Here is a 23,782-nt window from a genome sequence, read left to right as displayed (position 1 = left end):
TGCCCATCTCCTTTTTGATTGTGAATGAATAGTTCATTCATTAATATTCATGAAATATAGCACGCCGAAGCGTGCCGGGATCATTGTCATTTATGTCGCTTGCAGTAAGTAAGACCTTGCCACGAGATCGACGGCGATATTACGGGCTTCCTCGCGGGGAACCGAGATGTCGGGCATTAAGATGTTCGCATTCATTGCCCACCACGTCAAAATATCGTTGATGCATTGCACGTGGACGCGCGGAAAATCGAGTTTCCGGATTTCGCCGGCTTCCGTGTAAATCGTCAAGTTATGCTCAAAAACTTGGAAGAACTTATCCTTCACCGGAAAAAAGGCGGTTGCCAATTCACGAAGAATACTCGCGTTCGTTTCGATATTTCCGGTTGCTAGAAGGATGTCCGCGTACATGTCGAAAATATCCGAAACCATCTGCTTGAAGCGCTTGATGATCGATCCGTTCTCGTCCGCGATGCGCAAAGTATCGTTGAATATCCGGTTATACTGCTTCAAGCAAAGCTCATTCAAAAGGCTCGCATCGGCCTCTTCGACCGGCAGCGCAATATCCGAGTCGAGATAGTCTTTCTCCAATGACGCGCGGATGACAAAGGTCAAGATGGCCTTTTTGCTTGCAAACAGATTGTAGATCGTGCCAGTGGCGACATTGGCCGCGGCGGCAATTTCCGATACTTTCGTATTCGCGTAACGTTGGGTATTGAAAAGTCTGCCCGCATGAAAATAGATGCTTTGAAGTCTTGCGTCCGCCATAGCTCACCTCGAAATGAACGATTCATTCACATTGTATCCTTGGAGATGTTGGTTGTCAATCCGGCCAATAACAGTATCCATTCCATCGGGCAATCCGTGGATGAGCCTTGCCGAAATTGCGGAGGCCATCGGGTTCAGGTACGACACTTATTTCGTCAAACAATTCAAGTCCAAAATTGGGCAAACCCCAACGGAGTATAGGCAAAGTTTTTGGGAGGAAAAGGATAATCGACTGGCAAAAAAAGTGGAATAACCGGCATGTTCATTTTTTTTCAGTGCGCAGTCGTTCACACAACTCCAATCGCAGAAGCACGTCCGCAAGCAAAGTCCGCAAAGCATCCGCAACAAATCGAAACCGAAGTATCCTTGTACGCTTTTCCTCCGATATGAGCATCATAAGGTTGTTTAACGTTTCCTGATCGAGTGCTGATGGTATTTGTAAGGCTGCAACCTGGATCATTCCATTATTCTCCTCACTCGCATTGCCGATTATGTTGCAGAAAGCCGACTCCTTCCGTTATCTGGTATACATTCTATTGCCGGATACTTCCGATAGTCAATCCCCCGTTCGCTCTTGTCACGAGCTCGATGAATAAAAAGGACGTGCGGCGGGAACAGTATCTTGGGAATATATAACAATCGCCGACAATCCGGTTGTACAAAGGAAGGTGCATGCGCATGCAGGACCGGGTAGAATCCCCGAATACGATCAGTTCGATGCAAACCATGCTGCTGATCGTGTTTACGATTTTGCCGACCGCCATTCTGTTCGTGCCCGGCATCACGTCCAGCTTCAGCAAAAACGATGCCTGGATGTCGACGCTGCTGGCCGGTTTCGTCGGGTTGCTGGTCGCTTGGTTATGCGCTGCGCTGACCAGTCGTTATCCGGGCGAGACGGTCATTCAGTTTAGCGGGAAAATAGTCGGCAAATGGGGCGGATTGGCAGTCGGGTGGATGTTCAGCCTTTATTTTCTCTATGTCGCTTACTTCGTGCTGCGCGAATTTAATGACTTTATGAACACATTCGTTTTACCGGAAACGCCTTCCATTTTCATCGTCGGTTCGTTTACGATTCTCGCCGCCCACGGCATTTACAAAGGACTGGACGTATTGGCCCGCTCCAACAGCGTGATCGGATTGATCTGCCTTGCGGCGCTTGGCATCGTTATGCTGATCATGATCAACGACATGAAATGGGCGGAATTGCTGCCGATCTTCGGCAAAAACACTACAGGAAGCATCGTGATGGGTTCGTTTGCCCCGAGTTGTTGGATCAGCGAATGCGCCATCATCATGATGTTCGCTCCGTATATGAACAAACCGGAGCAAGCGATGCGAATGAATATGCTGGCCATTGCCGTCATCCTGGTTACCTTGACGTTGTTCGTTATCGGCGGGCTGACGATTTTTGGCTACGATATTTTGAGCCGGCTTCACTTTCCGCTGTTTCATGTCGTCAAATATGCGCGCCCGGCCGAATTTCTGGAACGGATCGATCCGGTATTTATTGCCGTCTGGATCGCGGGAATGATCATGAAATTCAGCATCTATTATTATTCCGGCGTACTCGGGTTGGCGCAAACACTGCAGCTTCCAAATTACCGGTCCCTGGTGCTGCCAACGGGAATGCTGCTGGTCGCGCTTTCACTCATTTCCTGGAATAACATTGCGGAGCTGAAGCAGTTCTCAAGCGATGTCTTTCCGCCCTCCGTATTGTTCGTAACGGTTGGCGTTACATTGCTGCTCGCGGTCGGCATGTGGTGCCGCCGGCTGTTTGGCGATAAAAAAGCGGGAGCCCGGCAACCATGAGTGTCGTCTTTCTATTTCTTATCGCAGCCGCGATTGGCTGGATCGAATTGCCAAAGATTGTTCGCGCCAAGAACAGGAAAGAACTTGTCTCGTTCGTAATCATACTCCTATTGGGCTTGCTCTACTTGTGCGATTGGCAATTCCATCTCATGCTGCCGAATCCGACAGAAACGATGAACCGGCTGTTCCGGCCTGTTACGATTTGGCTGGAGGACCTGTTGCTGTAGGCGACGCTTGCGACGTAATTTCTGGCAGCGATAACGACTGCCCGCTCATGCCGGTGCCGCGTACAGTAATACTTGTGACAACGGCGATCTTCATATGCGGGAACTCTTCATGCCAGTTCGATTGTAATGCTTTCCAATCTCGCGGGTACGTGCGATCGATCACTTTGCCGAAGCCAACGACGTCGGCCTTGTATTGGTGCTGCAACGCGTCAATCGTCGATTCGATCCGGCTGCGAAGCTTGTCTGCGAGCAGGTGCTGCATCGCTTCGACATTGGCCGGTTCCGTCAAATCGAGCGACGTCGTGTTCTCCATGATATCGACAGTAGCACGCGTTTTTAATCGCAAGACGATCTTTCCCTCTTCCTTCTTCGCCTTCAATGACGATTTGGAATGCAGGACAGTAGCGCTGACGAACCCGTTCATATCGGGAACGGGAACCGTGATGATCGCGGTTTTCGCCTCTTGCACCAGCCACATCAGACCGCGCGTCGCGCTGCCGTCAAGCATGCCGACCAGCTTGTCCTTGTGAAAAATGGCCACGCCGGCCAGCTTGAAGGTAGATTGGCGCGTCTCACCCTGCTGCACCAGTTCGATCGTGGGGATCGCCAAATCCTGATCGGACAGAATGGCTTGATACACATCCTTCAAATCCATCTGTCTGCTTATCCCGGACAATTGCATGTCGCGAAGCGCTTCGGCCGGTTCTTTCTCCAGCAAATACGGCGTTTTCAAAATATCGGTCGCCGTGCTCCCTTTGGCAACCATAATGTACGTTCTCATGCGGGAACGCGGATCGCGGCTGAAATGATCGAGCATCGGCTGGATGCCCCTGCGCGCCAGTTCCTCGCCGACGATCAGAATGCGCCTCTGCGCTACGAACATTTTTCGCGAGAGCTTTTCCTGCAAGTTGCCGATCGTATCCCGCAAATCAACCCCGCTTGTCGTTTCAATCAAAAAGGTGCGTGTGCCCCCCACTCCGCTTCCGCCGGATTGCTGTCCGACCCCAAGCGGCAGTATTAACTGTACGGTCGTTCTGATTTGATTATCCGGCATCGCATCCACTCCGGTAGCGAGCGTAATCGCCAGATCGGTAATTTCCGTTCGATCCCAACAGCCGGCCGGCACGACCGATATCGCTGCGATCAGCAGGCACAGGAAACAGCGTTTGAGCACGAAAACATCCATCCCCGGTAACAGAGTCGTGTTGCCTGATTGCAGTCATCGGCGCTCTCTGCGCGAGACGCGCTGCGAATTTTTGTATCCGATGTAACGCGGCCGAAACTTCATGCTCCACAAGGGGGCGCGAATGAAGACGTCCTTCAGGTCGCGCGGTACGAGCGGGGCCACAGGAGCCAGATAAGGAACGCCGAACGAACGCAGCTCGGTGAGATGGAACAGAATGGCGACCGTGCCGAGCACAATGCCGTAAAGTCCGAGCGTGCCCGACAGCAGCATAATCGGGAACCGCAGCATACGGATCGCGATGCCGAAGCTGTAACGCGGTATCGTAAACGAGGCGATGCCGGTGATGGACACGATGATGACGAGCGGGGCGGAAACAATCCCGGCCCGAACCGCCGATTCTCCGATCACGAGCACGCCGACGATACTGATGGCCGATCCGACCTGCTTGGGCAACCGGATGCCCGCTTCCCGCAAAGCTTCGAACGTGATCTCCATCAGCAGCGCTTCGATCAGCGCCGGAAACGGACTTTTTTCCCGGGCAGCCGCGATGCTGAGCAGCAAGCCGTTCGGGAGCATTTCTTGATGAAAGGTCGTAATGGCAATATATAAGGAAGGAAAGAGAAGCGCGATGAGCAGGAATATAATCCGCAAGCAACGAACCGCCGTTCCAATCAGTACGCGCTCGTAGTATTCCTCCCCCGACTGCATCGCCGACCACATGGTCATCGGGGCAATCAGCACAAACGAAGACCCGTCGGCGAATATCGCGACCCGTCCTTCGAGAAGCTGGCCGGCCGTTACATCGGGCCGTTCCGTGTTCAGCACCTGCGGAAAGGGGGAATAAGGCGAATCTTCGATAAATTGCTCGATATACCCGCTGTCCAATATCCCGTCGATTTCAATCCGCTCCACCCGCCGGCGCACTTCCTCCACGACGGATTCCGTTGCAATCCCGTCGATATAGGCGATGACAACACCAGTGTGCGACACTTCGCCGATTGTACAATGCTCGAGCTTGAGCCGCGGCGTACGCAGCCGGCGGCGCAGCATGCTCGTATTCGTCAGCAGATCTTCAATGAAACCTTCCCGCGGCCCGCGGATGGCCGGCTCGGAAGACGGCTCCTCGATGCCGCGGTTCGTCCATCCCTGCATGGTCACGAGCATGGCGTCGCTGCAGCCATCCGTCAAAATCGCCACATTCCCTTGCAGCACATGCTGCACGATAACGGGAATGCTGTGCATTCTCTCCGTTTCTCCGGAAGCTACGATCAGCTCGTCCATTTCTCCGCCTGCGCCGTTGCCGTTGGTATCGGCCATTCTGCAAACAAGCGGCTGCAGCAGCGCTTCATCCAGACGTTTGGTATCGACCAGACCGGCTGCGTAAATAATGAGCAGCGGTTCCAGCCGGCCTCCGACATGAAGCGAACGGAACACGATGTCGTAGCTACTGCCGAATATATCGCGTAAGATGCGTTCGTTACGGACGAGATCGGCGGTCAGTTCGGTCTGTTCGACCGGTTTTTCCTCCGGCTCCGCAACAGGTGAAGCATCTTTGGGAGTGAAGGGCAGCCGCCGTTTGTTGCGGAAAAACCGAAAAAACATGTCGAAAACCTCCGCTATTGGCTTAGCCTTAACATGCCAAATAGGGAGAAAAGATATGCAAAAATGTCAATGCCCGAGCTGCCAGGGGCGGCTCGGGGGATGAAGGCGGGTATTGTGCGAATGGGCTTCGTCGATCGGGCTGCTTGCTGTAACCACCTTCGGAATGACGCTCTGTTCGATGCGGGTTCGCCACTCACGCGTACCGCTCAGCAAACCGATCCGGCAATAGTGTCGACGCGCTTGCTCTCCGCAAGCGGGGCACGGGCAAACCTCCTCCGCCTGGCTCATGCTGCGGTAAAGCTCGAATGCCCCGCACCGGTCGCAAATATAATCGTATCGCGGCATGCCGCCTCATCTCCTTTCGCACGTTATAGGGAGTCAAAGCGGCCCCGGCGCATCATATGCAACAGACTTGTATCCGGGGCGATCAACGCGGAATAATGTCAAAGTTGAAAATTGCGGTCGGCAAGGCCAACGTGCAGCACGCATTCGGAATGTCCACGATTCCGCTGATGCGGCCTTCGAGCGGAACTGCACTCAGCAGCATATAGGCCTGCTCGCCTGTGTAGCCGACGATTTTCAAATACTCGATGGCATTTAAACAAGCGCGCCGGTAAGATGTATACGCATCCAGGTAATACTGTTTTCCTGTCGTTTCATGGACGGAAATGCCTTCGAATACCAGGTAATCGCAGAAATGCGGCTCCACCGGCCCCGTACGGAATACCGGATTATGCACGATGCCGTATTTGGCCATGCCGCCTTTAATCACATCCACGTGCAAGTCGAGATAGCCGGCCATCTCGATCGCGCCGCAGAACGAAATTTCCCCGTCGCCCTGCGAGAAATGAATATCGCCCATCGACAGCTTCGCGCCTTTCACGAACACCGGAAAATAGATCCGTGAGCCTTTCGACAAATTTTTGATATCGCAGTTGCCGCCGTTCTCGCGCGGCGGTATCGTCCGGGCTGCCTCTGCGGCGACGCGGGCGTACTGGTCCCGCGGAAGTGTACCGAGAACCGCGGAATCGGGATTGGGCAACTCCGCCAGGGGCGGCACCCTCGTTGGATTGACCGCAACAAGCTCGCGCTCGCGCCTGTTCCACTCGTACAGCAGCTCGTGCGAAGGCGCTACGCCGATCAGACCGGGGTGCATCATGCCGGGGAACGTCACCCCCGGAATATGCCGCGAAGAGGTATAAATGCCATGAAAATCCCAGATTGCTTTCGCCGCCTGCGGATAATATTGCGTCAGGAATCCTCCTCCGTTGTCCCGGGAGAAGATGCCGGTGAATCCCCACTCCGAAGTAGGGAACGCGCCGATATCGAGAATATCGACCACGAGCAAATCGCCCGGTTCCGCCGAATGAACCCAGATCGGTCCGCTCATCGCATGGACGACGTCCAGATTGATATCGCGCACGTCGCTCGGGTCGTCGTTGTTGTGAATTTGCCCGTCCGTCCAATCCTTGCATTCGATTCGAAACACCGCTCCCGGATTGACCGATACCGCTGCCGGAATGTCGGGATGCCAGCGATTATGCCCGGGTATGGGTTGGTCCCATAGCGGTTTATTCAAATCGACATGAAACAGCACTTCCGGCATAGTAGCATCCACTCCTTCCCTACCCACCTTATGCCCGCGCCACGATACGTATGCCTCCCTCTCCCGCAAGATCCGAAACGGCAGCGAAGCGGAACCCCGATGGTGCATGCTATAATCTAGCCAGGTGATACGTATGCAAATAAACCGTTTATTCGAAATCGTATATCTGCTCTTGCACAAAAAGAACATTACCGCAAGAGATCTGTCCGAGCGCTTCGAGGTGTCGCAACGCACGATTTACCGCGACGTCGAGACGCTTTGTCAGGCAGGCATCCCCATCATCACGAACAAGGGCAAGGGCGGCGGGATCAGCCTGATGGACAACTTCACGCTAAACAAATCCGTGCTGTCGGAGGAGGAGCGTGGCGAAATTTTGTCCGCGCTCCAGGGACTGCAGGCCACGGGATTCTCGGAAGCGGATCAAGTGCTCTCCAAGCTGAGCGCTTTGTTCGGCACGAATGCGCCAAATTGGGTCGAAATCGATTTCTCCGACTGGAGCGACACGCAGCAGCACAAATTCTCCCAGGTGAAAGAAGCCGTTCTCCGCAAGAAGGTCCTGAGCTTCGACTATTACAGCAGCTACGGCGAGAAAACTCGCCGGATCGCCGAGCCGCTGCAGTTGTGGTTCAAAGGCCGGACATGGTATGTCCGGGCGTACTGCAGATCGAAACAAAACATGCGAACGTTCAAGCTGACTCGGATGAAAAATCTGGCGATTATCGAGGAGACGTTCGACCGGGCTTTGCCCTCCGACGAATCGCCTTCGGCCACGAGCCATCCTCAGGAGCACCCTGTCGTCACAATTCGGCTGAAGGTTGATTTTTCGCAGGCGTTCCGGGTTTACGACGAATTCGACGAGACGGAGATCACGAAGGATGCGGACGGAAGCTTCCTGATCACGGTCTCCTATCCGGACGACGATTGGGTGTACGGGCATCTCCTCTCGTTCGGTCCCCATGTGGAAGTATTGGAGCCGGCTCGCGTCCGGGAAAATTTGATCGTGTGGCTGCGAAAAACATTGGAACGCTATTCATAATATGACGCGCAGTTGTCACATTAAAGGCTGTACAATAAGGGCATCGCCGGTCGCAAGACCGATTCAGGAGGATGAATATGGGCCATACGGAATTTTGCCAAAGCTGCGGGATGCCGACGGACGGCAATGCAGATCTGCACGGAACGAACACTGACGGAAGCAAGAATTCGGAATACTGCGTGTATTGCTACAAGGATGGGGCCTTCACCGCCGATGTCAATATGGAGCAAATGATCGAATCGTGCGTCCCCCACGTCGTCGCCGCGGTGCAGGGAATGACGGAGGACACCGCAAGAAGCATGATGCGCGAGCAGTTCCCGACGCTTAAGCGCTGGCGGGATCAATGAAGCGGAAGACGCTCAACTTCTCCAGAGCAGCCTCCTGAGTGGCCCGATTGATTGCTCGGAAACCAAATAGCCCATGAAAAATGGCCTATTTGCCCCAAATCGTCCGGCTCGTGGAAAATAGCCAGTGAAAACACTGGTTATTTGCCCCAGATCGCCTTCAGATAGGCACTTCAAGAGAAATAGCCAGTGATTTCGCTGGTTATTTTGAAGAAGCTGCCCGATTTTGGCGAAATAGGCAAGAAAACATGGCCTATTTTGAAAGGATTTAGTTGGCGATTGGGGAAATGGTGCGCATGAAGCAACGTATCCTCTTTCAGACTCCAAACCCAAAAGGACCGTCAGGGTGATCTTCCTGACGGTTTTTCTCATTGAAATCATCTTCATTCAACCTTAACGACAAAAGCGTATGTGCCACTACGATTGCTCCACTCGGAACGAATGGAATATATATAGGTGCCTTTCTCTTTGGGAAGCTGAAACGTCTTGTTCTTGATTTCAGTTGGATTTATTTCTTTGTCGTCTTTCCATTCAGAAATGACCATTTTTTTAGGCTTCTTACTAAATTTTATCGATAAGGTTGCTTCGGACGCAACTGTTTGAGGTTCTTTGTCTTTGACCAAAAGCGGCGGAGCTGCAGCATCCGAGTGTACCGTTTTTAAAAATGATTTGCTGAAATAAGAACCAAGTTCATAGTCAATCTTTTCATCATTAACGCTGAGACTGGGCATCGGCGGTTTACCCCCGCAACCAACCAATAAGAACGAAAATACAACAAGCAAACCGATAAACCGCATAAAATCCCCCCCTTTTTTGGGGCTTGCATTCCGGATTCATTTACCCGCGTGCAGGCTCCGTCATTTCTAGACGTTTCTGAGCGCTCAAGGCCGCCAAATGTCCGTCATTTGCCATTACTTGCTCAAGATGAATCATCCGCTGTGGCGAAGCTGTATTCATCATCGTTTCGGAGTAGTTGCGGTCGATCCAAAATCTGGCTGCCCCTGCGATATAGTCGCGCAGCTCCTGCAGATCCGCCTCCTCATACCGTTGGCACATATTAATAGTAAACATTCTCCGACTCGTGCTGCCGTTCCATGAAGAATGGAACGTATTGTGATTAAAGACGAGCACATCACCGGGCGTAACATCGAGTACGTAAGCGGGCACTGCATTCCCCGCTATATTCCAGCTCGCCTTGGGGTCCCGCATTTTAATCGACAACTGTTCACCGAATTGGTCATGCAAGCGGTGGCTGCCGGGAATAACACGCAAGGCTCCGGAATTGCCATCCAGTTCATCGAGATAGAACGCAATTTTCAAATGCTTGTATTTCTTATGATAGCCGTCGCGATGCCAGCTGGTGTCTCCTGAGTAATAGTTGCCGTCGCTGCCCATGTAATTGAAATCCTCGCCCAGCAAAGCAGCGCCGATTGCTTCGATTCGGGGATCGTCCAGCAACTGAGACATACGCTGATCGATAAAAGGCACGATACACGTCCGTTTCGTGCCGTCATGCTTGTTGTCATCAGGAAATGTCTTGGTGAATTCATCGATAATCCAGTCCAATCGATCTGCCATCAGCTGCGGAAGTTTGAGAAAACCAAACGTTTCAAAAAAATCGATTTGTTCTTTACTCAGCTTCATTCGAATACCCTCCAATTTGGTAGAAAATAATTACGGAATTAGAGCTATCGCGTCCATTTGCACCATGATAGGACCCATATTTGCAGGAAATATCGTTCTTGCGGGATAGGGTGGACTAAAAGCTCGAAAGGGCCTTGTCCCGTAACGTACACAGTGTTGCCGACTTTGATTGCCTGGGAATAAGCATTCCAGAATACTCGGAACGTAGCTGTTGCAATTTCTATTGCACCATAAACAGCCATGCAAGTATATATCAATCATTTGACATTAATATATATAATTTGGCGTAAATGCAACTGCCTGCTCTTATAGATGCAAAAAAAAACACCATTCATCATGAATGGTGTTTTTTTGTCCTTCACGTCGTATATACCTTCCGCACCAGGATCGTTTTTCTCTTGACGCCGGCCGCATCGGGGACGTTGAAATCGGAATAAACGAGCAGCGCGGTATGATCGTCCAGCGCAATCATATCGGAGTATGAGCATGTGTCCTGCTGATACGGACCCGGCGGGACAACGGCGATTTTGTCGCCCCACACTTCCGCGGCGGGATCGGTCGTGCCGCGCACGAACAGCCCGGTTCTGCCGTATGAGGCGAGCGTTACGCCGTTCCCCAAGGTCAGCAGCCTCGGCCATACGCCGATCGTATCGAAGACGACCGGCTTGGACCACGTCCTGCCGCCATCGGTCGAGCGGCTCTCATATAGCGGGCCAAGGCCGTTGCTGTCCGTCGTCCGCAGCAGGCAGAATATCGTGCCGTCCGGCAGGAAGGAGACGTCCGGCTCGGAGAACCCCTCCCGATCTCGCCAGAGCGTATCGGCAGCCGGATCGCCCGTATACGGAATCGTGCCGATCTGTTGCCAGGAGTGCCCGTTGTCGGCGGAGCGGTAGAATACGGCACAAGAGCAAATATGCGACTGTTCCGTATGCTCCCTGTACTCATAATGGACACCCCAAAGCGAACCGTCCGGCGCCAGCCGCATCGTCCAGAACCATTGGCGGGGGATGCGCCCTTCACCGATGAAGCGCAGCTCGTTCACCGTCTCGACTTGGGCATGCTCTGTCTGCCAGACAGACGTCCCTTCAGGCAGACGGGCGAACGACCATCCGGTCAGTTCCGGCGGAAAGTCCCCTTGGCGGTAAAAGGTGCGCCGATTGCCATAGCTGATCACTTCGCCGATCGGCTCGGGAAGCGTGAAGCCTGCCTGGTCCACCGCCGTCAGTTGCACCGACCGCAGCCGGTCGCCGCTGCGCAGGCGCAGGCCGCCGGTGTCGGCAAAGGTCGATACTTCACGCCATGTCGTACCATCGTCGTCGGATATGGCATGTCCTTTGACTTGCCCATAGGACAATATGGAATCTGTGTGCCGGTGGAAGGTTACGTGCAACCGGCCGCATGCCATCCGCTCGATCTCCGGAAACTGCCATGGCCCCCACCGGAGCGGATGCTCCGGCCCTTGCGACACGATGACCGGTTCCCCCAGTCGAATCTGTGCCATGTCTTCACCTCGCTTATTTTTTCTGCTTCGCTAGGAAATCCGCCATCACTTTCTCGGCCTTTTCGCCGCCGGCTTCCGCCCATTTCTTCTTGATGTCCTCCATCGCCATAGCCGGGGTATATTTGTCGCCGGAGATGATCGCCTTCAGCCGGATTTGCGCCAACTCGGCGTTAAACGCCGCCACCGTCTTGTCTTTGTCGTCGTCAAGCGGCCCAATCGGGAAATCGTTGCGGAACGCTTCCTTCATGAACACTTTGTTCCCGCCGACCAGCATTTCATTGAACGCCTGCACAACCGGATCCGGATTTTTCGGCTTGGCCAACTCTTCCACCGACGTCTGGTAGTCCTTCACGATCGCATAGCCGCTTCCATACACTTCCTTGGCGTTTTTCTGCTGATCGATGACGACCCTGACGCCGTTTTCCTTCTTGTAGTGGACGCCTTCGATGCCGAACATCATCGTTTCCCAGCCTTTGGCCAGCATCCAATCGATGAATTCCATAGCCGCCTTCGGGTTTTTCGCTTGTTTGTTCAGCATGACCATAATATCCGTCGAATCCAAGGGCGTGCGCACATAGCCGTTTTTGCCGTACTTGTTCGATACCATCGGCAGCGGGACCATTTCCGCCGTCGGCACCGTCTTCTTCAAATCGAGCAGCTTGCCCCATGTCCAGTGCCCGATAGCCATACCGGCTTTGCCGCTCGTCAAAAGCTGTGTTTCCCGGTCGAAGTTTTTGTCCGTCGGAAACTCTTTGTCTACCAGCCCGAGATCGTAAATTTTCTTGAACGTTTCGAGGGAATCCTTGTACCGGTCGAGCGTCGGGCCATACCTCGGTTTGCCGTCCTCCACATACCAGTAGGATTGCCCGGCCTGGAACATATGCTCGAAGTAAGTGAATTGGCGTGTGCCGTCGAAGGCGAAAGCGACCGTGTCTTTTTTTCCGTTGCCGTCCGGGTCCTGCTCGACGAACGCCTGCCCGACCGCGATCAATTCGTCCAGCGTCGTCGGCATTTTCAAATTCAGCTTGTTGAGCCAATCCTGGCGAATGTAGACACCGGTATCGAGTGACGGATTGTATTGCCGATTTACGGTAAAGTTGTACATTTTGCCATCGTCATAGGTGACGCCGGCTTTCAACCCGGGATATTTGGCCAAATAATTTTTGTAGGCCGTGCTGTACTTCTCCACGAATTCGTCGACCGGTTGAATCGCGCCTTGCTTGATCAGACTGGCCGGATATTCGCGGCCCCAGTCCCAGATCAGATCGGGCGCTTCGCCGGCGGCAAGCATCGTATTGATTTTTTGCGTCCGCACAGCTTGACCTCCCGCCTGCGGAATCGGCACCCACTTGACCTTGACCGGCGAATTTTCGTTGATCCACTTCGTCCACCGGTTGTCCGCCCATGTCCCTTCTTCGCTCGGAAGCGGCGTGTTCTCGTAATATTGGATCGTAATTTCCTTCGGCAGCTTGTCGTACTTGTCTTCCACAGCCGGTTTGGCCGAAGCGGCGGAGCCTGCGCTGTCCGTCCCTTTGCCGGATGAGCAGCCCGCTGCCGCCGATACGGTCATGATAAGCGCGATGAAAAGCGGTATGTTTCTTTTACGCATCGATAAAGACCCTCCCTGTTTTCGTTTGTTATGACAAGCCCGCCGACGGTCACCCTTTGACAGAGCCGATCAACACGCCTTTGATAAAATATTTCTGCAGAAACGGATACACCAGCAAAATCGGGGTCGTCGTGATGACGATCGCCGCCGCTTTGATCGTTTCCGGCATCAGCTTCCCGACGTCCATCAGCGCAATGCCCTTCTCGTCCACCAAATATTGCTGCACGTTGGTCAGCATCGTATACAGCTTCAGCATGATGGTCGCCTTGTCCGGGTCATTGATGTAAAGCAGCACGCCGAAATAAGAATTCCACCAGCCGACGGCATAAAACAAGGCGATGGCAGCGAGCATCGGCTTCGCCAGCGGCAGCACGATCCGGGTAAATATAAGCGGATCGCCCGCACCGTCGATGGCGGCCGATTCCTCCAGCTCCGGCGGCAACGAGTCGAAATACGACTTCATGACAAGCATGTTGTACGTGCTGATCAATCCCGGCAGCCACAAGGCCCAGTACGTATTCATCAGGCCCAAATATTTGACGAGCAGGAAGCTCGGGATGAGCCCCGAGGTGAACAGCATCGTAAACACGATGCCGACCAGAATCGGGCCGCGCCCTCTCAGCCTCGCCTTTGACAGCGGATAGGCGGCCAGCGACGTGGCGATCAGATTGAACGCCGTGCCGACCAGCGCAACGACGATCGAATTGATCAGCGCCCGCGTCATCGTGCCTTCGCGGAAAATTTGCCGATAGCTCAGCGTATTGAACTCGACCGGCCAAATCGACACCTCTCCCGCCGATATCGCCCGGGCGCTGCTGAACGACGAGGCGGCCACGTGCAGCAGCGGAAACAGCATCGTGGCGGCAAGCACGGCAAGTAACACATACAGCGCGGCGTAGGCCCATTTGACTTGCAGCGGTTCTCTTCGCGCCAATCGTCGATTCACCATATGCCTCTCTCTCCCATCGCCTTCACGATTTTGTTCACCGAGACGATAAGAACGAAACCCACCGCCGATTGGAACAACCCGAGCGCCGTCGTAAAGCTGTAATCCATCGAGCGGATGCCTTGCTTGTACACATAGGTGCTAATCACTTCGGCCACGTCGACCACCATGTCATTTTGCAAAGCGTAAATGTGCTCGAAGCCGACATCCATCATGCTGCCCATGCTGAGAATCAGAATGATGGCGATGATGCTGCGAATGCCGGGCAGCGTAATGTGCCAAATTTGCCGCAGCTTGCCCGCGCCGTCCATCCGGGCGGCTTCGTACAGCTGGGGGTCGATGTTGGCCATCGCCGCCAGGTACAGAATCGTTCCCCATCCCGCTCCCTGCCAGATGCCGGACAAGACGAACGCGATCGGCCACCAGAACGTGCTGATCAGAAAATAGATCGGCTCGATGCCGAACACGCGGTGCAGCAAAAAATTGACGATGCCCGTGCTCGGCGACAAAACGGCCGCGACCATGCCGCTCAAAATGACCCAGGAAATAAAATGCGGAATATACACGATGCTCTGAATGACCCGGCGGTAAAAGGAAAGCCGCACTTCGTTCAGCATGATCGCCAGTATAATCGGAACCGGAAAACCGACGGCTAAACTGAACACATTCAAAAACAGCGTATTGCGCAGCACCTGCCAAAACGTTTCTTTGTCGAACAACTCGCGAAAATGCGCAAGCCCCGCCCACTCGCTGCCGAAAATGCCGCCGCTGATCGTAAAATTTTTGAATGCGATGATTTGGCCGATCATCGGGGCATAACGGAACAGCAAATAATATACGATGACGGGGAGCAGAAACAAGTACAAATACCGGTCGCGCTTCATTTGCTTCCACAGCAGCGACCTGCCGCTGGCCCATGTGCGGTAGCGTCTGTCCGGATTTGGCGGCGCAGCGGAGCGATTCATGTCTGACGGATCATCACCTTTCCTTTGTGTCCTGGTTTGCGAAGGTTTTCGAAAACTTCGCTATCACCATACATCGGAACGGAGCCGCCTGCCTATCCGGACTTTTTAAGATCGTCCGCAGCTTTTCACCATCCGCAGCAATTGCCGCCCGGAAAGCCGATTAATATTTGTCGCCGAGCTCCCGGTTGCGGTATTCGCCGGGCGTGTTGCCGGTATGCTTCTTGAACATCCGGATGAAGCTGTACGTGTTGTGGTAGCCGACGGCTTCGGCGATTTCGCCGACCGTCGCCTTGCTCGACTGCAGCATCGCCTGCGCCTTGCGCATGCGGAGCGTGAACAGATAAGTGACGAAGTTGCTGCCGACCTGCTCCTTGAACAGCTTGCTGAGGTAAGGAACGCTGATGCGGAACGTGTCCGCCAGCATGTTGAGCGACAGGTCGCTTTCGCTGTAATGTTCGTCGATGTACGTCTGGATGTTGCCGATCAAATCGTTTTTGGTGCGCGGGCTTTTCCGCTCCGCCATCCGGTCGGACAGCTTGCCGAGCGCCTCCTGCAGGTAACGCTTCATATCCGCCGCATCCCGGCATTGCGAAAGCCGGGCGTAGACGTTTTCGTCCGCCGCAAACGACTGCGTCCATTCGACGCCGGCGGCGGAGACGATTTCGATCGCTTTGAACAGGATGTACAGGCACATCTGCTTGAACATGTCCGGCGACACGTTCTTGTGCGAATACGGCGGAAAAATCGTATCAAAGGCGTTTGCCAGCCGCGTCCGGTCGCCGCTCTGCACACTCTCCAGAATCGCCTCCACATCGGCGAACACGAGCTTCAAATCGTCGTTCCTCGTCTCCTGGATGTCCTCGTACGAAATAACGGCTCCGCTGCCCATGATCATCCGGAATTTCAGCGCTTCGAGCGAGTCTGCATAAGAACGGTGAACGCCGCCGAGCGAAACGTATTGTTTGCCGATGCCGATCGTCACAGTCAGTTGGAAAAACCGCTCGGCGTTCGATTTGATAATTTCCGCAACGGCAACGGCCATGATTTGATTTTTGCGTTCGTCGTCGTCGTCGAAGCTGACGATGCAGATGCAGCTGTCCTGCGTCAACTGGACGGCCACTCCCTTGTGCTCCGCGTTGATCAATTCCTCCGCCATATTGGCGACCGCGTACAAGTACAGCTGGATATCCTTCGGACTGGCCTGCAGCGAAATAGGATCGACTTCGATCGTCATCGCAATGTAGTTGCGCGGGTACAGCTCGATACCCAGCATCTGCATATACGGTTTTTCCTGTTCGTAATCGAACCGGTGCGACAGCACGATCTCCATCACGTAGCGCCATTTGACCGCCAGCTTGCTGTCGCGGATTTGCTGCTCCATATCGTCCTGGTTGTCGATCATTTGGCGGAATGCCGCTTCCAGTTGGCCGAGCCGGATTTCGCCCGTTTGCGGCAGTTCCATGCGATCCCCCGCAGGGGTGGGATGCGGCTTGATGCGGCTCGACATTTCCCGCAGAAACCGGTCGACCGGCTTGAACGTCCAATTCGTGAGCACAACGACAGCGCCGATGGAAAGCAGGAACATGGCGGTGGCGACAATCAGCAGGATGCGGCGAATCGACTGGAACGGCTCGTAGAAATTCGCGATCGGCACAACCCGTACATACTTCCAGTCGGCCTGTTCCGCGTCCTGGTAGAAGAGATAGCTGTTGACGCCGTTCACCTTACGTTCAAGAAATCCGCTGCCCGCAAGGCCGGACAGCTGCGCCGGATAACCGGCGTCGTCGAGCGGCCGGTTCAGCAGCGACTTGTCGCTGTGCATCAAGATTTTGCCCGCCGAATTGATCACGAATGAAGACCCGACCCGTTCCCTCATATCGTTCGTGAGGTACTGGTACAGCGTGTTTTCTTCCATGTTGACCAGAATCGCGCCCGTCCGGGTTGACGCCGTGCTCAGCAGCGGGTATGTGCGGATGAACGTAATCATGTTTTTGTAGTCTTTGTCGATTCCGCTGTTGAACGGCACTTTGCGGGTGCTGAGCAGCATCGAATATTCATTTTTATCGCGAAATGTTTCCAGCCACTGCACGTCAAAAAACTGATCTTCCGCATACAATGTGCCGTCGGTCATAATCGTCCGGCCTGCCTGGGAATACAGGTACATGGAGAACATGTTTTTGTTCGCGTACATAAGCGCTTTCATTTTGTTCTGCACCGACTCGACCGTTTCGTACCGTTCGGCCGAGTCGGCATACTGCCCGCCGACGAAACGAGCCACCTCCGGCGTCTCGCCGAATTGTACGGTCGACTTGCTGATGTCGCGCAACAGCAGGTCCATCTTCTGGTCCACCTGCCGGAGCAGCGACAGGTTCGTTTCCTGCAGCGTTTGCTTCAATTGGTGCAGCGAGTTCCAATAGTACAGGGCGGCAATCGAAACGATGATTGCGAGAAACAGGACGATATAAAGCAGTGCCGCGCGTTTGAAATTGCGATACGAAAACATGGTCGTTCTCCTCTGCTCAGCCTCGGGATGTCTTTTCATTATCGTTTGATTCCGGCGGAAAAGGCAATATCGAGTTTATGGCGGGAACCAAAACAGCCGCCGGCGATTTGGTTCGCGCGGCGGCAGTCTCCACTTATCGACAGTCCTTGCGTATTGGTTGCGAACGTTCTTGAAAGCTTCGCCCCTTACCATACACCGGAACGGCGCTGCTTGCCTATCCGGATTTTTTAAGATCGTCCGCAACTTTTCACCATCCGCACAAATTGCGGACCAAAAACCGATTAATGCTACTCGCACAACGCGGCGACTTGCCGGAACGTCAAGCCGTTCCCAACCGCTCGTATATCGCTTGCGCGATCGTGCGCTGGAACGCCCGGTCCGGATGATTGATGCCGTTGGCCAGCCGCGTATGGATGTCGACCCCATCGCGTTCAAGCTCCTCGAACATCGCGTAAATATCCACATGCGGCAGCCGCTCCTCGCGCACAAGCTGGCGCAGCGCATCGACGTACAACTGCAGTCTGCCGTCTTCCCGGACGCGCAGGAAATTCGGAACATGCACCCGATCCTTCTCGTGCACGTTCGGGTTGTCCGCCTCAATCATCATGTTCGGCGTGAGAACGAGGATGTCCGCCTTTGTCAACGACCGGACGTCGGCAATGCGGGCGCGCAGACCGTCAATGTATGGCTTCAGTCCCGTTTGGCCGCCGTGAGCGTCATTGACGCCGAAGCCGATAATGACCAGATCGGGATCGTACGCAAACACATCCCGCTGCCACCTCTCCGTCGAACGAACGACCGTATCGCCCGATACGCCCGAATTGATCACGCTTACGATCGTATTCGGGTACGCCCGTTCCAGATGTTTCTTCAACAACTGATGGTATACCTCGTCATGTTCGATCGTGTTGTATTCCATGCAGCCCTGCGTCACGCTGTCACCCATCGCCACGACAATGACCGGCTTGGCCCGCACATCCTCTTGTTTCTCCTTCAACCTGCCGTGCAGTCTTGCAAACGGTCCCATACTGCCGTTCACTCCTCGTCGGGGTTATGGTAATTGCGCGGCCATTTGTGCCTGGACAACACTTCCAGCACCTCGGCCGGCAGCTTGCGTCCGTCGGATACGCGCACGTTAAGGTCCACTTCATGCACATTCTTCATCCCCGGAATGGCGCAACTGACCGCGCTGTCGTCCAGGCAGAAACGCAGCGCGATTTCCGCCAGATTCACCTCGGACTCGCCTGTTGCCGCGGCAATATCCGCCTTCAACCGATTGACTCGGTCCAATGTTTTGGCGAAGCGGCCGCCCTTGAAATAAACGCGGCGCACATCGCGCTCCCCGAAAGTCGCGTACGTATCTGCCGACCAGTTGCCGATCAGCGAGCCTTCGTCGAACGGTACCCTGGCAATAATGGCAACACCGTTGTCACGGCATGCGGGGAATAATTGCTCGGCCGGACGCTGCTCGAACAGATTGTAAACGACCTGCTGCGATGCCGCTTTGCCGGAAGCGGCAAGCCGGGCGCCGTCTTGCGGCCTGTAGTCGCGAATGGACACGCCGAACTCGCGAATTTTGCCTTCCTTGCGCAGCTCGGACAAGGTGTCGTACCATTCCGTCTGCTCGATCCCTTGCGGGAACCAGCCGTGCAGCTGATAGAGGTCGATCGTTTCCAGCCCAAGCCGTCGCAGGCTGTCCTCGCACTGGCTCCGCACATACTCCCGCGGATATCGTCCTTCCATGGAAGGATCGGTTTCCGTTGCCCGCGGCCATTGCACCGGCTGCACCTTCGTTGCGATATAGATATGTTCGCCGGTCCATTCCTTGAGCGCGCGGCCGATTACTTCCTCCGAGTGGCCGCGGCCGTACATTTGCGCCGTATCGACGAAATTGATGCCGCGCTCCCATGCCGCATGCAGCGTACGAACCGACTCGGCGTCGTCGACCGGACCGAAGTCTCCGCCCAGCTGCCATCCTCCGAAGGCGATCTCCGATACTTTCCAGTCCGTCTTGCCGAACGTGCGATATTGCATTGGGCCACAACCTTTCCACCATAATTGCAGATGCAGCTGCATCTGCGTTCATACCTTCTCCGATTGTAACGAAGATCGCCCAAGCTGCGCTTGGGCGATCTTCCTGATTTATGGTGGCATTTTGCACAGCTCCGCTTGGGTGAGCAGCATATAAGCTTCTACGTTAATTGTTCGCCGTGGAATATCTTCAGAATAAATTCCCGTTCATTCACCTTCAACGTTATTCAATTCGCCGTTCCATTCAAATGCTGCTCCCGCGGCAACCCTTTGCCAAATAGGCCGTGTTTTCTCGCCTATTTCGCCAAAAACGGGCCGTCCATACGAAATAGCCAGTGATTTTACTGGCTATTTCGCTTGAGAGGCCTATTTGAAGGCGTTCACGGGCAAATAACCAGTGTTTTCACTGGTTATTGCAGGCGAACCGGGCGATCTGGGGCAAATAGGCCATTTTTCATGGGCTATTTGGGTTGCCCAGCAAAAAAACGGGACGCTCAAGGGGCGACTCGCCAGGAAAGGCTTCTTGCAGCAGCGCGTGAGTATGACCGTCCACGAAGTAGCGCAGCGGCTGAAGCGCGAAGCTTGGTTGCGGCTTCCTAGCGCCAGCACGCCTGCAATAAAAAACGTCAGCCGTTCAAATGCTTCAACAAAAAATCCATCATTCTACGTTGCACTTGATAGTCGTTATATGTACAATGCCGCATGCCGGGAGCTTCGATATATTCCACGTTCATGCCTCGTTGTCTCATTTTTTGGACTAATACGTCCGAATGCTTTTGTTTATTTACCGCCTGATCCTGATCGCCGTGTACAATCAAATACGGAATATCCGGCAGCGATTCCACCAAATGAATGGGAGAGTGCTGCTCCATCGCCTCCTGCAGCGGTATTCCATAATGGCCAAACGCGTAATGCATGGTCCGGGGCAGGTCTTCTCTCTCCGTACTGTGAAACGGCACGTCGGCCACGGGGCAATTCACGCCGCAAGCCGCAATCGGCCTTGTCGAATAACGGGCGAAGACCAATGCGCTGCAACCGCCCATGCTGCCTCCTTTTAGAATAAGCGGAACCTCATCCGCCAACGCATATTCGCTGTATATCCTGTCGATCAATTCATTCACGGTTTGACAAGCTCCCCGGTTCATCCACGACCAGGGGCCGTAATACGGAAATACCGTCAGTGCTCCTGCATGGGCCAGCTCCAGATCCTCGGCATTGGGATCCTGTTTCATCCCGCTGTACCCCAATCCGTGAAAATCGACGACAACTCCTTTCACCGGTTGTTTGAGCAGCTCATCGCCGATCCATGCAAACTGTTTCACATTCATTTGGACATCTCCTCCTGGTTTCTAGTATTCCGCATCCAACCCGTCATACTTGTCGGCAATCTCCAGAGCGGTCTGTTTCACTTTGGCGGCAATTGCGGCAGGTTCAAGCACCTCGACATCGGTCAAATAATGGAACGCCGTACGAATCAACCACCCTTCGTTCGAATAGAGCTTCCGCACGAGGATCCGTCCGTCCGGCAACCGTTCGATCTCCTTCTCGTCGAATTGGTCCATTACGGATGCGGCAGCGGAAGCATTAAACCGCAGGACGGCGGCAATCTCCTCCTTCGGCTCGTTTCGCTCGGGAGCCTTCCACCTGTCGTTCAGCTGCGCAAGCGACTCCGCCCGACGAATGAAAGGTTTGGAGGTTACGCGGAGCTCCCGAATGCGCGTCAACTTGAAGATGCGGTAATCGTCGCGCAAGCAGCAATAGCCGTGAAGGTACCAGGCGTAATTTTTGAGCACAAGCGCCATGGGCTCTACCTCGCGCTCTTGTTCCCCGTTCGTTCGGCTCGTGTACTTGAATCGTATGAGTTTCCGTTCGTTTACGGCCTGGCGAAGGGAATCGTATCGGGTTTGATCTTCATCGCTGCTCCTCCACGGGGCAAAATCGATATGAATGCTGTCCCCTTCTCCTGTTCGGCCCCGTTCGGCTTGCGCCACCATCGCGCCAACTTTGCCAAGGAGCAGGTCCATATTCGAACCATCGTAGGCTTTGGTCGATTCAAGCCCGCGAAGCGCGGTGAAGAGAGCGGTCAGCTCATCGTAGGACAGGAGTTGCCGGTCCAGCCGGAAGCTGTCCATAATTTCGTAACCTCCCTCCATGCCGGTATAGGAGACGATGGGAATGCCGGCTTGACCGAGCGAATCGAGATCGCGGTAGATCGTGCGCAGCGACACTTCAAGCTGATCCGCCAATTCCTGCGCTTGCACCCGCTTCCGATTGAGCAGCAGAATCGTAATGGTCAGTAACCGTTCAAGCTTCATTGTCATCTCTCCTAAGCCGGTATAATGCAACTTGCCGATGGATCGATTAATGGGCGGCGGTTGCGAGCGGTTCGTTTTCGGGAACCGGGTCCATTTTGACCTTCGTCATCAGGAATGCCGCAACCAGCGCCATAACGGCGGGAATGAGGCTCCAGGCGAAGGTTGCTCGAAGGGAGCCGGACAGCCCTTCCGAAATGGTATCGAGAAGCCCGGAATCGACCGTTTGCCGAAACGCCGGATCCAACAGCGAATGGGGATCGCTTAAGCTTAAGCCGGCCGGGATCGCAATACCGCCGTCGCCGACAGACTCCATGAGCCTCGTATGCAGGCTGTGGCTTTGAATAATCCCGAAGACGGTAATGCCAAGCGCCATGCCCAACGAACGGTTAAAATTCAACGTCGAGCTGGCCGCTCCGCGTTGCGCCGCAGGGAACGAATGAAGAACCGAAGTGCCCAACACCGAGAAGGAAGCGCCGATTCCAAGACCAATCAGAATCATGATGCCGGTAATCGCCAGTCGAGAAGATTCTACCGTAATTTGCGTAAGAAGGGAAAGGCCAATTAACAGCAAGGCCAGCGTTCCGATCATAATGGTCCGGTATTGCAGCTTCGTCATCAGAAATCCGCCAAGTGTCGCAGTGACAACCGACCCCATCATCATCGGCAACAACGTCAGCCCCGAGTTGGAAGCTGAACCTCCAAGCACGCCCTGCACGTAGATCGGAATAAAAATCGTCGCTGTCATGTACGCGGCGCCGCTGAGCATTGCAACCAGATTGCTCGTCGTATACAGTCTGCTGCGGAACAACCCGAACGAGATGATCGGTTCTGCCGCTTTTCGCTCCACAAGGACAAGCAGGAAAGCAAAAACAACGAATCCGGCGAACAACCCGATAATTTGCGGGGAATCCCATGCATAGGTTTTGCCGCCGAGTTCAAGTCCGAAAATAAAGCAAACCACAGCCCCCACGAGGAGAACGGAACCGGCCCAGTCGATTTTTTGCCGCGCATGTTCTGTCGATTCCCGATAAAATAAAGCTATCAGCAGCAAGGCGATGACACCCAGCGGCAGGTTGATGTAGAAGATCCACGACCAGTTGAGATGATCGGTAATATACCCTCCGAGCAGCGGACCGACCACGCTGGACAAACCGAACACCGCACCGAAAGCACCCATCATCTTCCCGCGTTCCTTGGGCGACACGACATCGAACAAGATCGTAAACGCAATCGATACCATCGCACCGGCGCCAACCCCTTGCAAGGCCCGATAAACGCTTAACTCGACGATGGAGTGCGCCATTCCGCACAACGCGGAACCGATCATAAACACGACGATCCCGAAAAGAAAAAACCGTTTGCGTCCGTACATATCGGACAACTTGCCGAAGATCGGCATACAAGCCATTTCCGCGACCATATACGCCGTTGTGACCCAAACGAACTTGTCGAGTCCCCCCATCTCTCCGACGATCGTGCCCATCGCCGTCGCTACGATCGTGTTGTCCATGGATGCCATAAGAATTGCCAGCAGCAGCCCTCCGACGATAGACGCCAATTTGTTTGTCATGCGTGTCCATTCCTCTCTTGTTTGAAGGATTGATTGGTGAACAATCATCTGCTGTCATCATAACCCGCCCTTGTTGACAACAGTATGTCAGGGAAGATTGGCCGCACCCCAACTTTTATCGAA

22 protein-coding genes are annotated in these 23,782 nt (G+C 54.3%); 5 read left to right on the top strand and 17 right to left on the bottom strand.

Going from position 1 to position 23,782, the window contains the following annotated elements; translation table 11 throughout:
- Positions 1-90 precede the first annotated feature (90 nt).
- Positions 91-765 (bottom strand): TetR/AcrR family transcriptional regulator, encoded by a 675-nt coding sequence (locus EXY20_RS08390; RefSeq protein ID WP_135549659.1) that lies wholly within the window; start codon positions 763-765, stop codon positions 91-93.
- Between the two features lie 13 nt (positions 766-778).
- On the opposite strand from EXY20_RS08390, the gene EXY20_RS40400 reads away from it, so the two are divergent.
- The 3 genes from EXY20_RS40400 (at position 779) to EXY20_RS08375 (ending at position 2,801) form a co-directional block, all read left to right on the top strand.
- Positions 779-1,018 (top strand): helix-turn-helix domain-containing protein, encoded by a 240-nt coding sequence (locus tag EXY20_RS40400; RefSeq protein WP_135549657.1) that lies wholly within the window; start codon positions 779-781, stop codon positions 1,016-1,018.
- A gap of 425 nt (positions 1,019-1,443) precedes the next feature.
- A complete protein-coding gene (locus tag EXY20_RS08380) occupies positions 1,444-2,574 on the top strand; it encodes a GerAB/ArcD/ProY family transporter (protein ID WP_167859086.1) in 1,131 nt (376 codons plus the stop codon).
- A complete protein-coding gene (locus tag EXY20_RS08375) occupies positions 2,571-2,801 on the top strand; it encodes a hypothetical protein (RefSeq protein WP_135549653.1) in 231 nt (76 codons plus the stop codon). Before EXY20_RS08380 ends, EXY20_RS08375 begins: the two co-directional genes overlap by 4 nt.
- On the opposite strand, the gene EXY20_RS08370 is transcribed toward EXY20_RS08375, so the two are convergent.
- The 4 genes from EXY20_RS08370 to fmdA form a co-directional block, all read right to left on the bottom strand.
- Entirely contained in the window at positions 2,770-3,975 is a 1,206-nt protein-coding gene (locus EXY20_RS08370; RefSeq protein WP_167859085.1) for a Ger(x)C family spore germination protein, read from the bottom strand. The two genes, EXY20_RS08375 and EXY20_RS08370, sit on opposite strands and share 32 nt — an antisense overlap.
- A 45-nt stretch (positions 3,976-4,020) precedes the next feature.
- Positions 4,021-5,589 (bottom strand): spore germination protein, encoded by a 1,569-nt coding sequence (locus tag EXY20_RS08365; RefSeq protein ID WP_135549649.1) that lies wholly within the window; start codon positions 5,587-5,589, stop codon positions 4,021-4,023.
- A gap of 66 nt (positions 5,590-5,655) precedes the next feature.
- Positions 5,656-5,934 (bottom strand): FmdB family zinc ribbon protein, encoded by a 279-nt coding sequence (locus EXY20_RS08360; protein WP_135549647.1) that lies wholly within the window; start codon positions 5,932-5,934, stop codon positions 5,656-5,658.
- Positions 5,935-6,016: 82 nt separating this feature from the next.
- Positions 6,017-7,195: a formamidase gene (fmdA, locus tag EXY20_RS08355; RefSeq protein ID WP_135549790.1), complete on the bottom strand. Its 1,179-nt coding sequence runs from the start codon at positions 7,193-7,195 to the stop codon at positions 6,017-6,019.
- Positions 7,196-7,328: 133 nt separating this feature from the next.
- Between fmdA and EXY20_RS08350 the strand changes: the two genes are divergently transcribed.
- Together EXY20_RS08350 and EXY20_RS08345 are read left to right on the top strand one after the other, a co-directional pair.
- Positions 7,329-8,231 carry a helix-turn-helix transcriptional regulator gene (locus EXY20_RS08350; RefSeq protein ID WP_135549645.1) on the top strand — a complete coding sequence of 301 codons (903 nt, stop codon included), beginning with the start codon at positions 7,329-7,331 and terminating at the stop codon, positions 8,229-8,231.
- A 77-nt stretch (positions 8,232-8,308) separates the two neighbouring features.
- Positions 8,309-8,578 (top strand): zinc ribbon domain-containing protein, encoded by a 270-nt coding sequence (locus EXY20_RS08345; RefSeq protein ID WP_135549643.1) that lies wholly within the window; start codon positions 8,309-8,311, stop codon positions 8,576-8,578.
- A gap of 380 nt (positions 8,579-8,958) precedes the next feature.
- On the opposite strand, the gene EXY20_RS08340 is transcribed toward EXY20_RS08345, so the two are convergent.
- From EXY20_RS08340 to EXY20_RS08285, 12 genes are all read right to left on the bottom strand, one after another.
- Positions 8,959-9,372 carry a putative periplasmic lipoprotein gene (locus EXY20_RS08340; RefSeq protein WP_135549641.1) on the bottom strand — a complete coding sequence of 138 codons (414 nt, stop codon included), beginning with the start codon at positions 9,370-9,372 and terminating at the stop codon, positions 8,959-8,961.
- 40 nt (positions 9,373-9,412) lie between these two features.
- Positions 9,413-10,219 (bottom strand): phytanoyl-CoA dioxygenase family protein, encoded by an 807-nt coding sequence (locus tag EXY20_RS08335; protein WP_135549639.1) that lies wholly within the window; start codon positions 10,217-10,219, stop codon positions 9,413-9,415.
- Between the two features lie 358 nt (positions 10,220-10,577).
- Positions 10,578-11,720 carry a sialidase family protein gene (locus EXY20_RS08330; RefSeq protein ID WP_135549637.1) on the bottom strand — a complete coding sequence of 381 codons (1,143 nt, stop codon included), beginning with the start codon at positions 11,718-11,720 and terminating at the stop codon, positions 10,578-10,580.
- A 13-nt stretch (positions 11,721-11,733) separates the two neighbouring features.
- On the bottom strand, positions 11,734-13,329 hold the full coding sequence (locus EXY20_RS08325; RefSeq protein WP_135549635.1) for an extracellular solute-binding protein: 1,596 nt from the start codon (positions 13,327-13,329) through the stop codon (positions 11,734-11,736).
- Between the two features lie 49 nt (positions 13,330-13,378).
- The gene (locus EXY20_RS08320) at positions 13,379-14,278 is read right to left on the bottom strand and encodes a carbohydrate ABC transporter permease (protein WP_135549633.1); all 900 of its coding nucleotides are present in this window, start codon (positions 14,276-14,278) and stop codon (positions 13,379-13,381) included.
- Positions 14,272-15,240: an ABC transporter permease gene (locus EXY20_RS08315; protein ID WP_135549631.1), complete on the bottom strand. Its 969-nt coding sequence runs from the start codon at positions 15,238-15,240 to the stop codon at positions 14,272-14,274. The genes EXY20_RS08320 and EXY20_RS08315 overlap by 7 nt, the downstream gene beginning before the upstream one ends.
- A 160-nt stretch (positions 15,241-15,400) precedes the next feature.
- A complete protein-coding gene (locus EXY20_RS08310) occupies positions 15,401-17,743 on the bottom strand; it encodes a helix-turn-helix domain-containing protein (RefSeq protein WP_167859084.1) in 2,343 nt (780 codons plus the stop codon).
- A 319-nt stretch (positions 17,744-18,062) separates the two neighbouring features.
- Positions 18,063-18,770: an SGNH/GDSL hydrolase family protein gene (locus EXY20_RS08305; RefSeq protein ID WP_135549627.1), complete on the bottom strand. Its 708-nt coding sequence runs from the start codon at positions 18,768-18,770 to the stop codon at positions 18,063-18,065.
- An 8-nt stretch (positions 18,771-18,778) separates the two neighbouring features.
- On the bottom strand, positions 18,779-19,777 hold the full coding sequence (locus tag EXY20_RS08300) for an aldo/keto reductase (protein ID WP_135549625.1): 999 nt from the start codon (positions 19,775-19,777) through the stop codon (positions 18,779-18,781).
- Positions 19,778-20,400: 623 nt separating this feature from the next.
- Positions 20,401-21,102 (bottom strand): alpha/beta hydrolase family protein, encoded by a 702-nt coding sequence (locus EXY20_RS08295; RefSeq protein ID WP_135549623.1) that lies wholly within the window; start codon positions 21,100-21,102, stop codon positions 20,401-20,403.
- Between the two features lie 21 nt (positions 21,103-21,123).
- A complete protein-coding gene (locus EXY20_RS08290; protein ID WP_135549621.1) occupies positions 21,124-22,089 on the bottom strand; it encodes a helix-turn-helix transcriptional regulator in 966 nt (321 codons plus the stop codon).
- A gap of 46 nt (positions 22,090-22,135) precedes the next feature.
- Complete coding sequence (locus tag EXY20_RS08285) at positions 22,136-23,659, bottom strand: MDR family MFS transporter (RefSeq protein ID WP_135549619.1); 1,524 nt, start codon at positions 23,657-23,659, stop codon at positions 22,136-22,138.
- Positions 23,660-23,782: the final 123 nt, after the last annotated feature.

Source organism: Paenibacillus cymbidii, from assembly GCF_004764705.1.
GTDB lineage: Bacteria > Bacillota > Bacilli > Paenibacillales > NBRC-103111 > Paenibacillus_AN > Paenibacillus_AN cymbidii.
The sequence above is the reverse complement of the archived record's forward strand: the minus strand, read 5'-3'. Positions and strand labels throughout refer to the sequence as shown.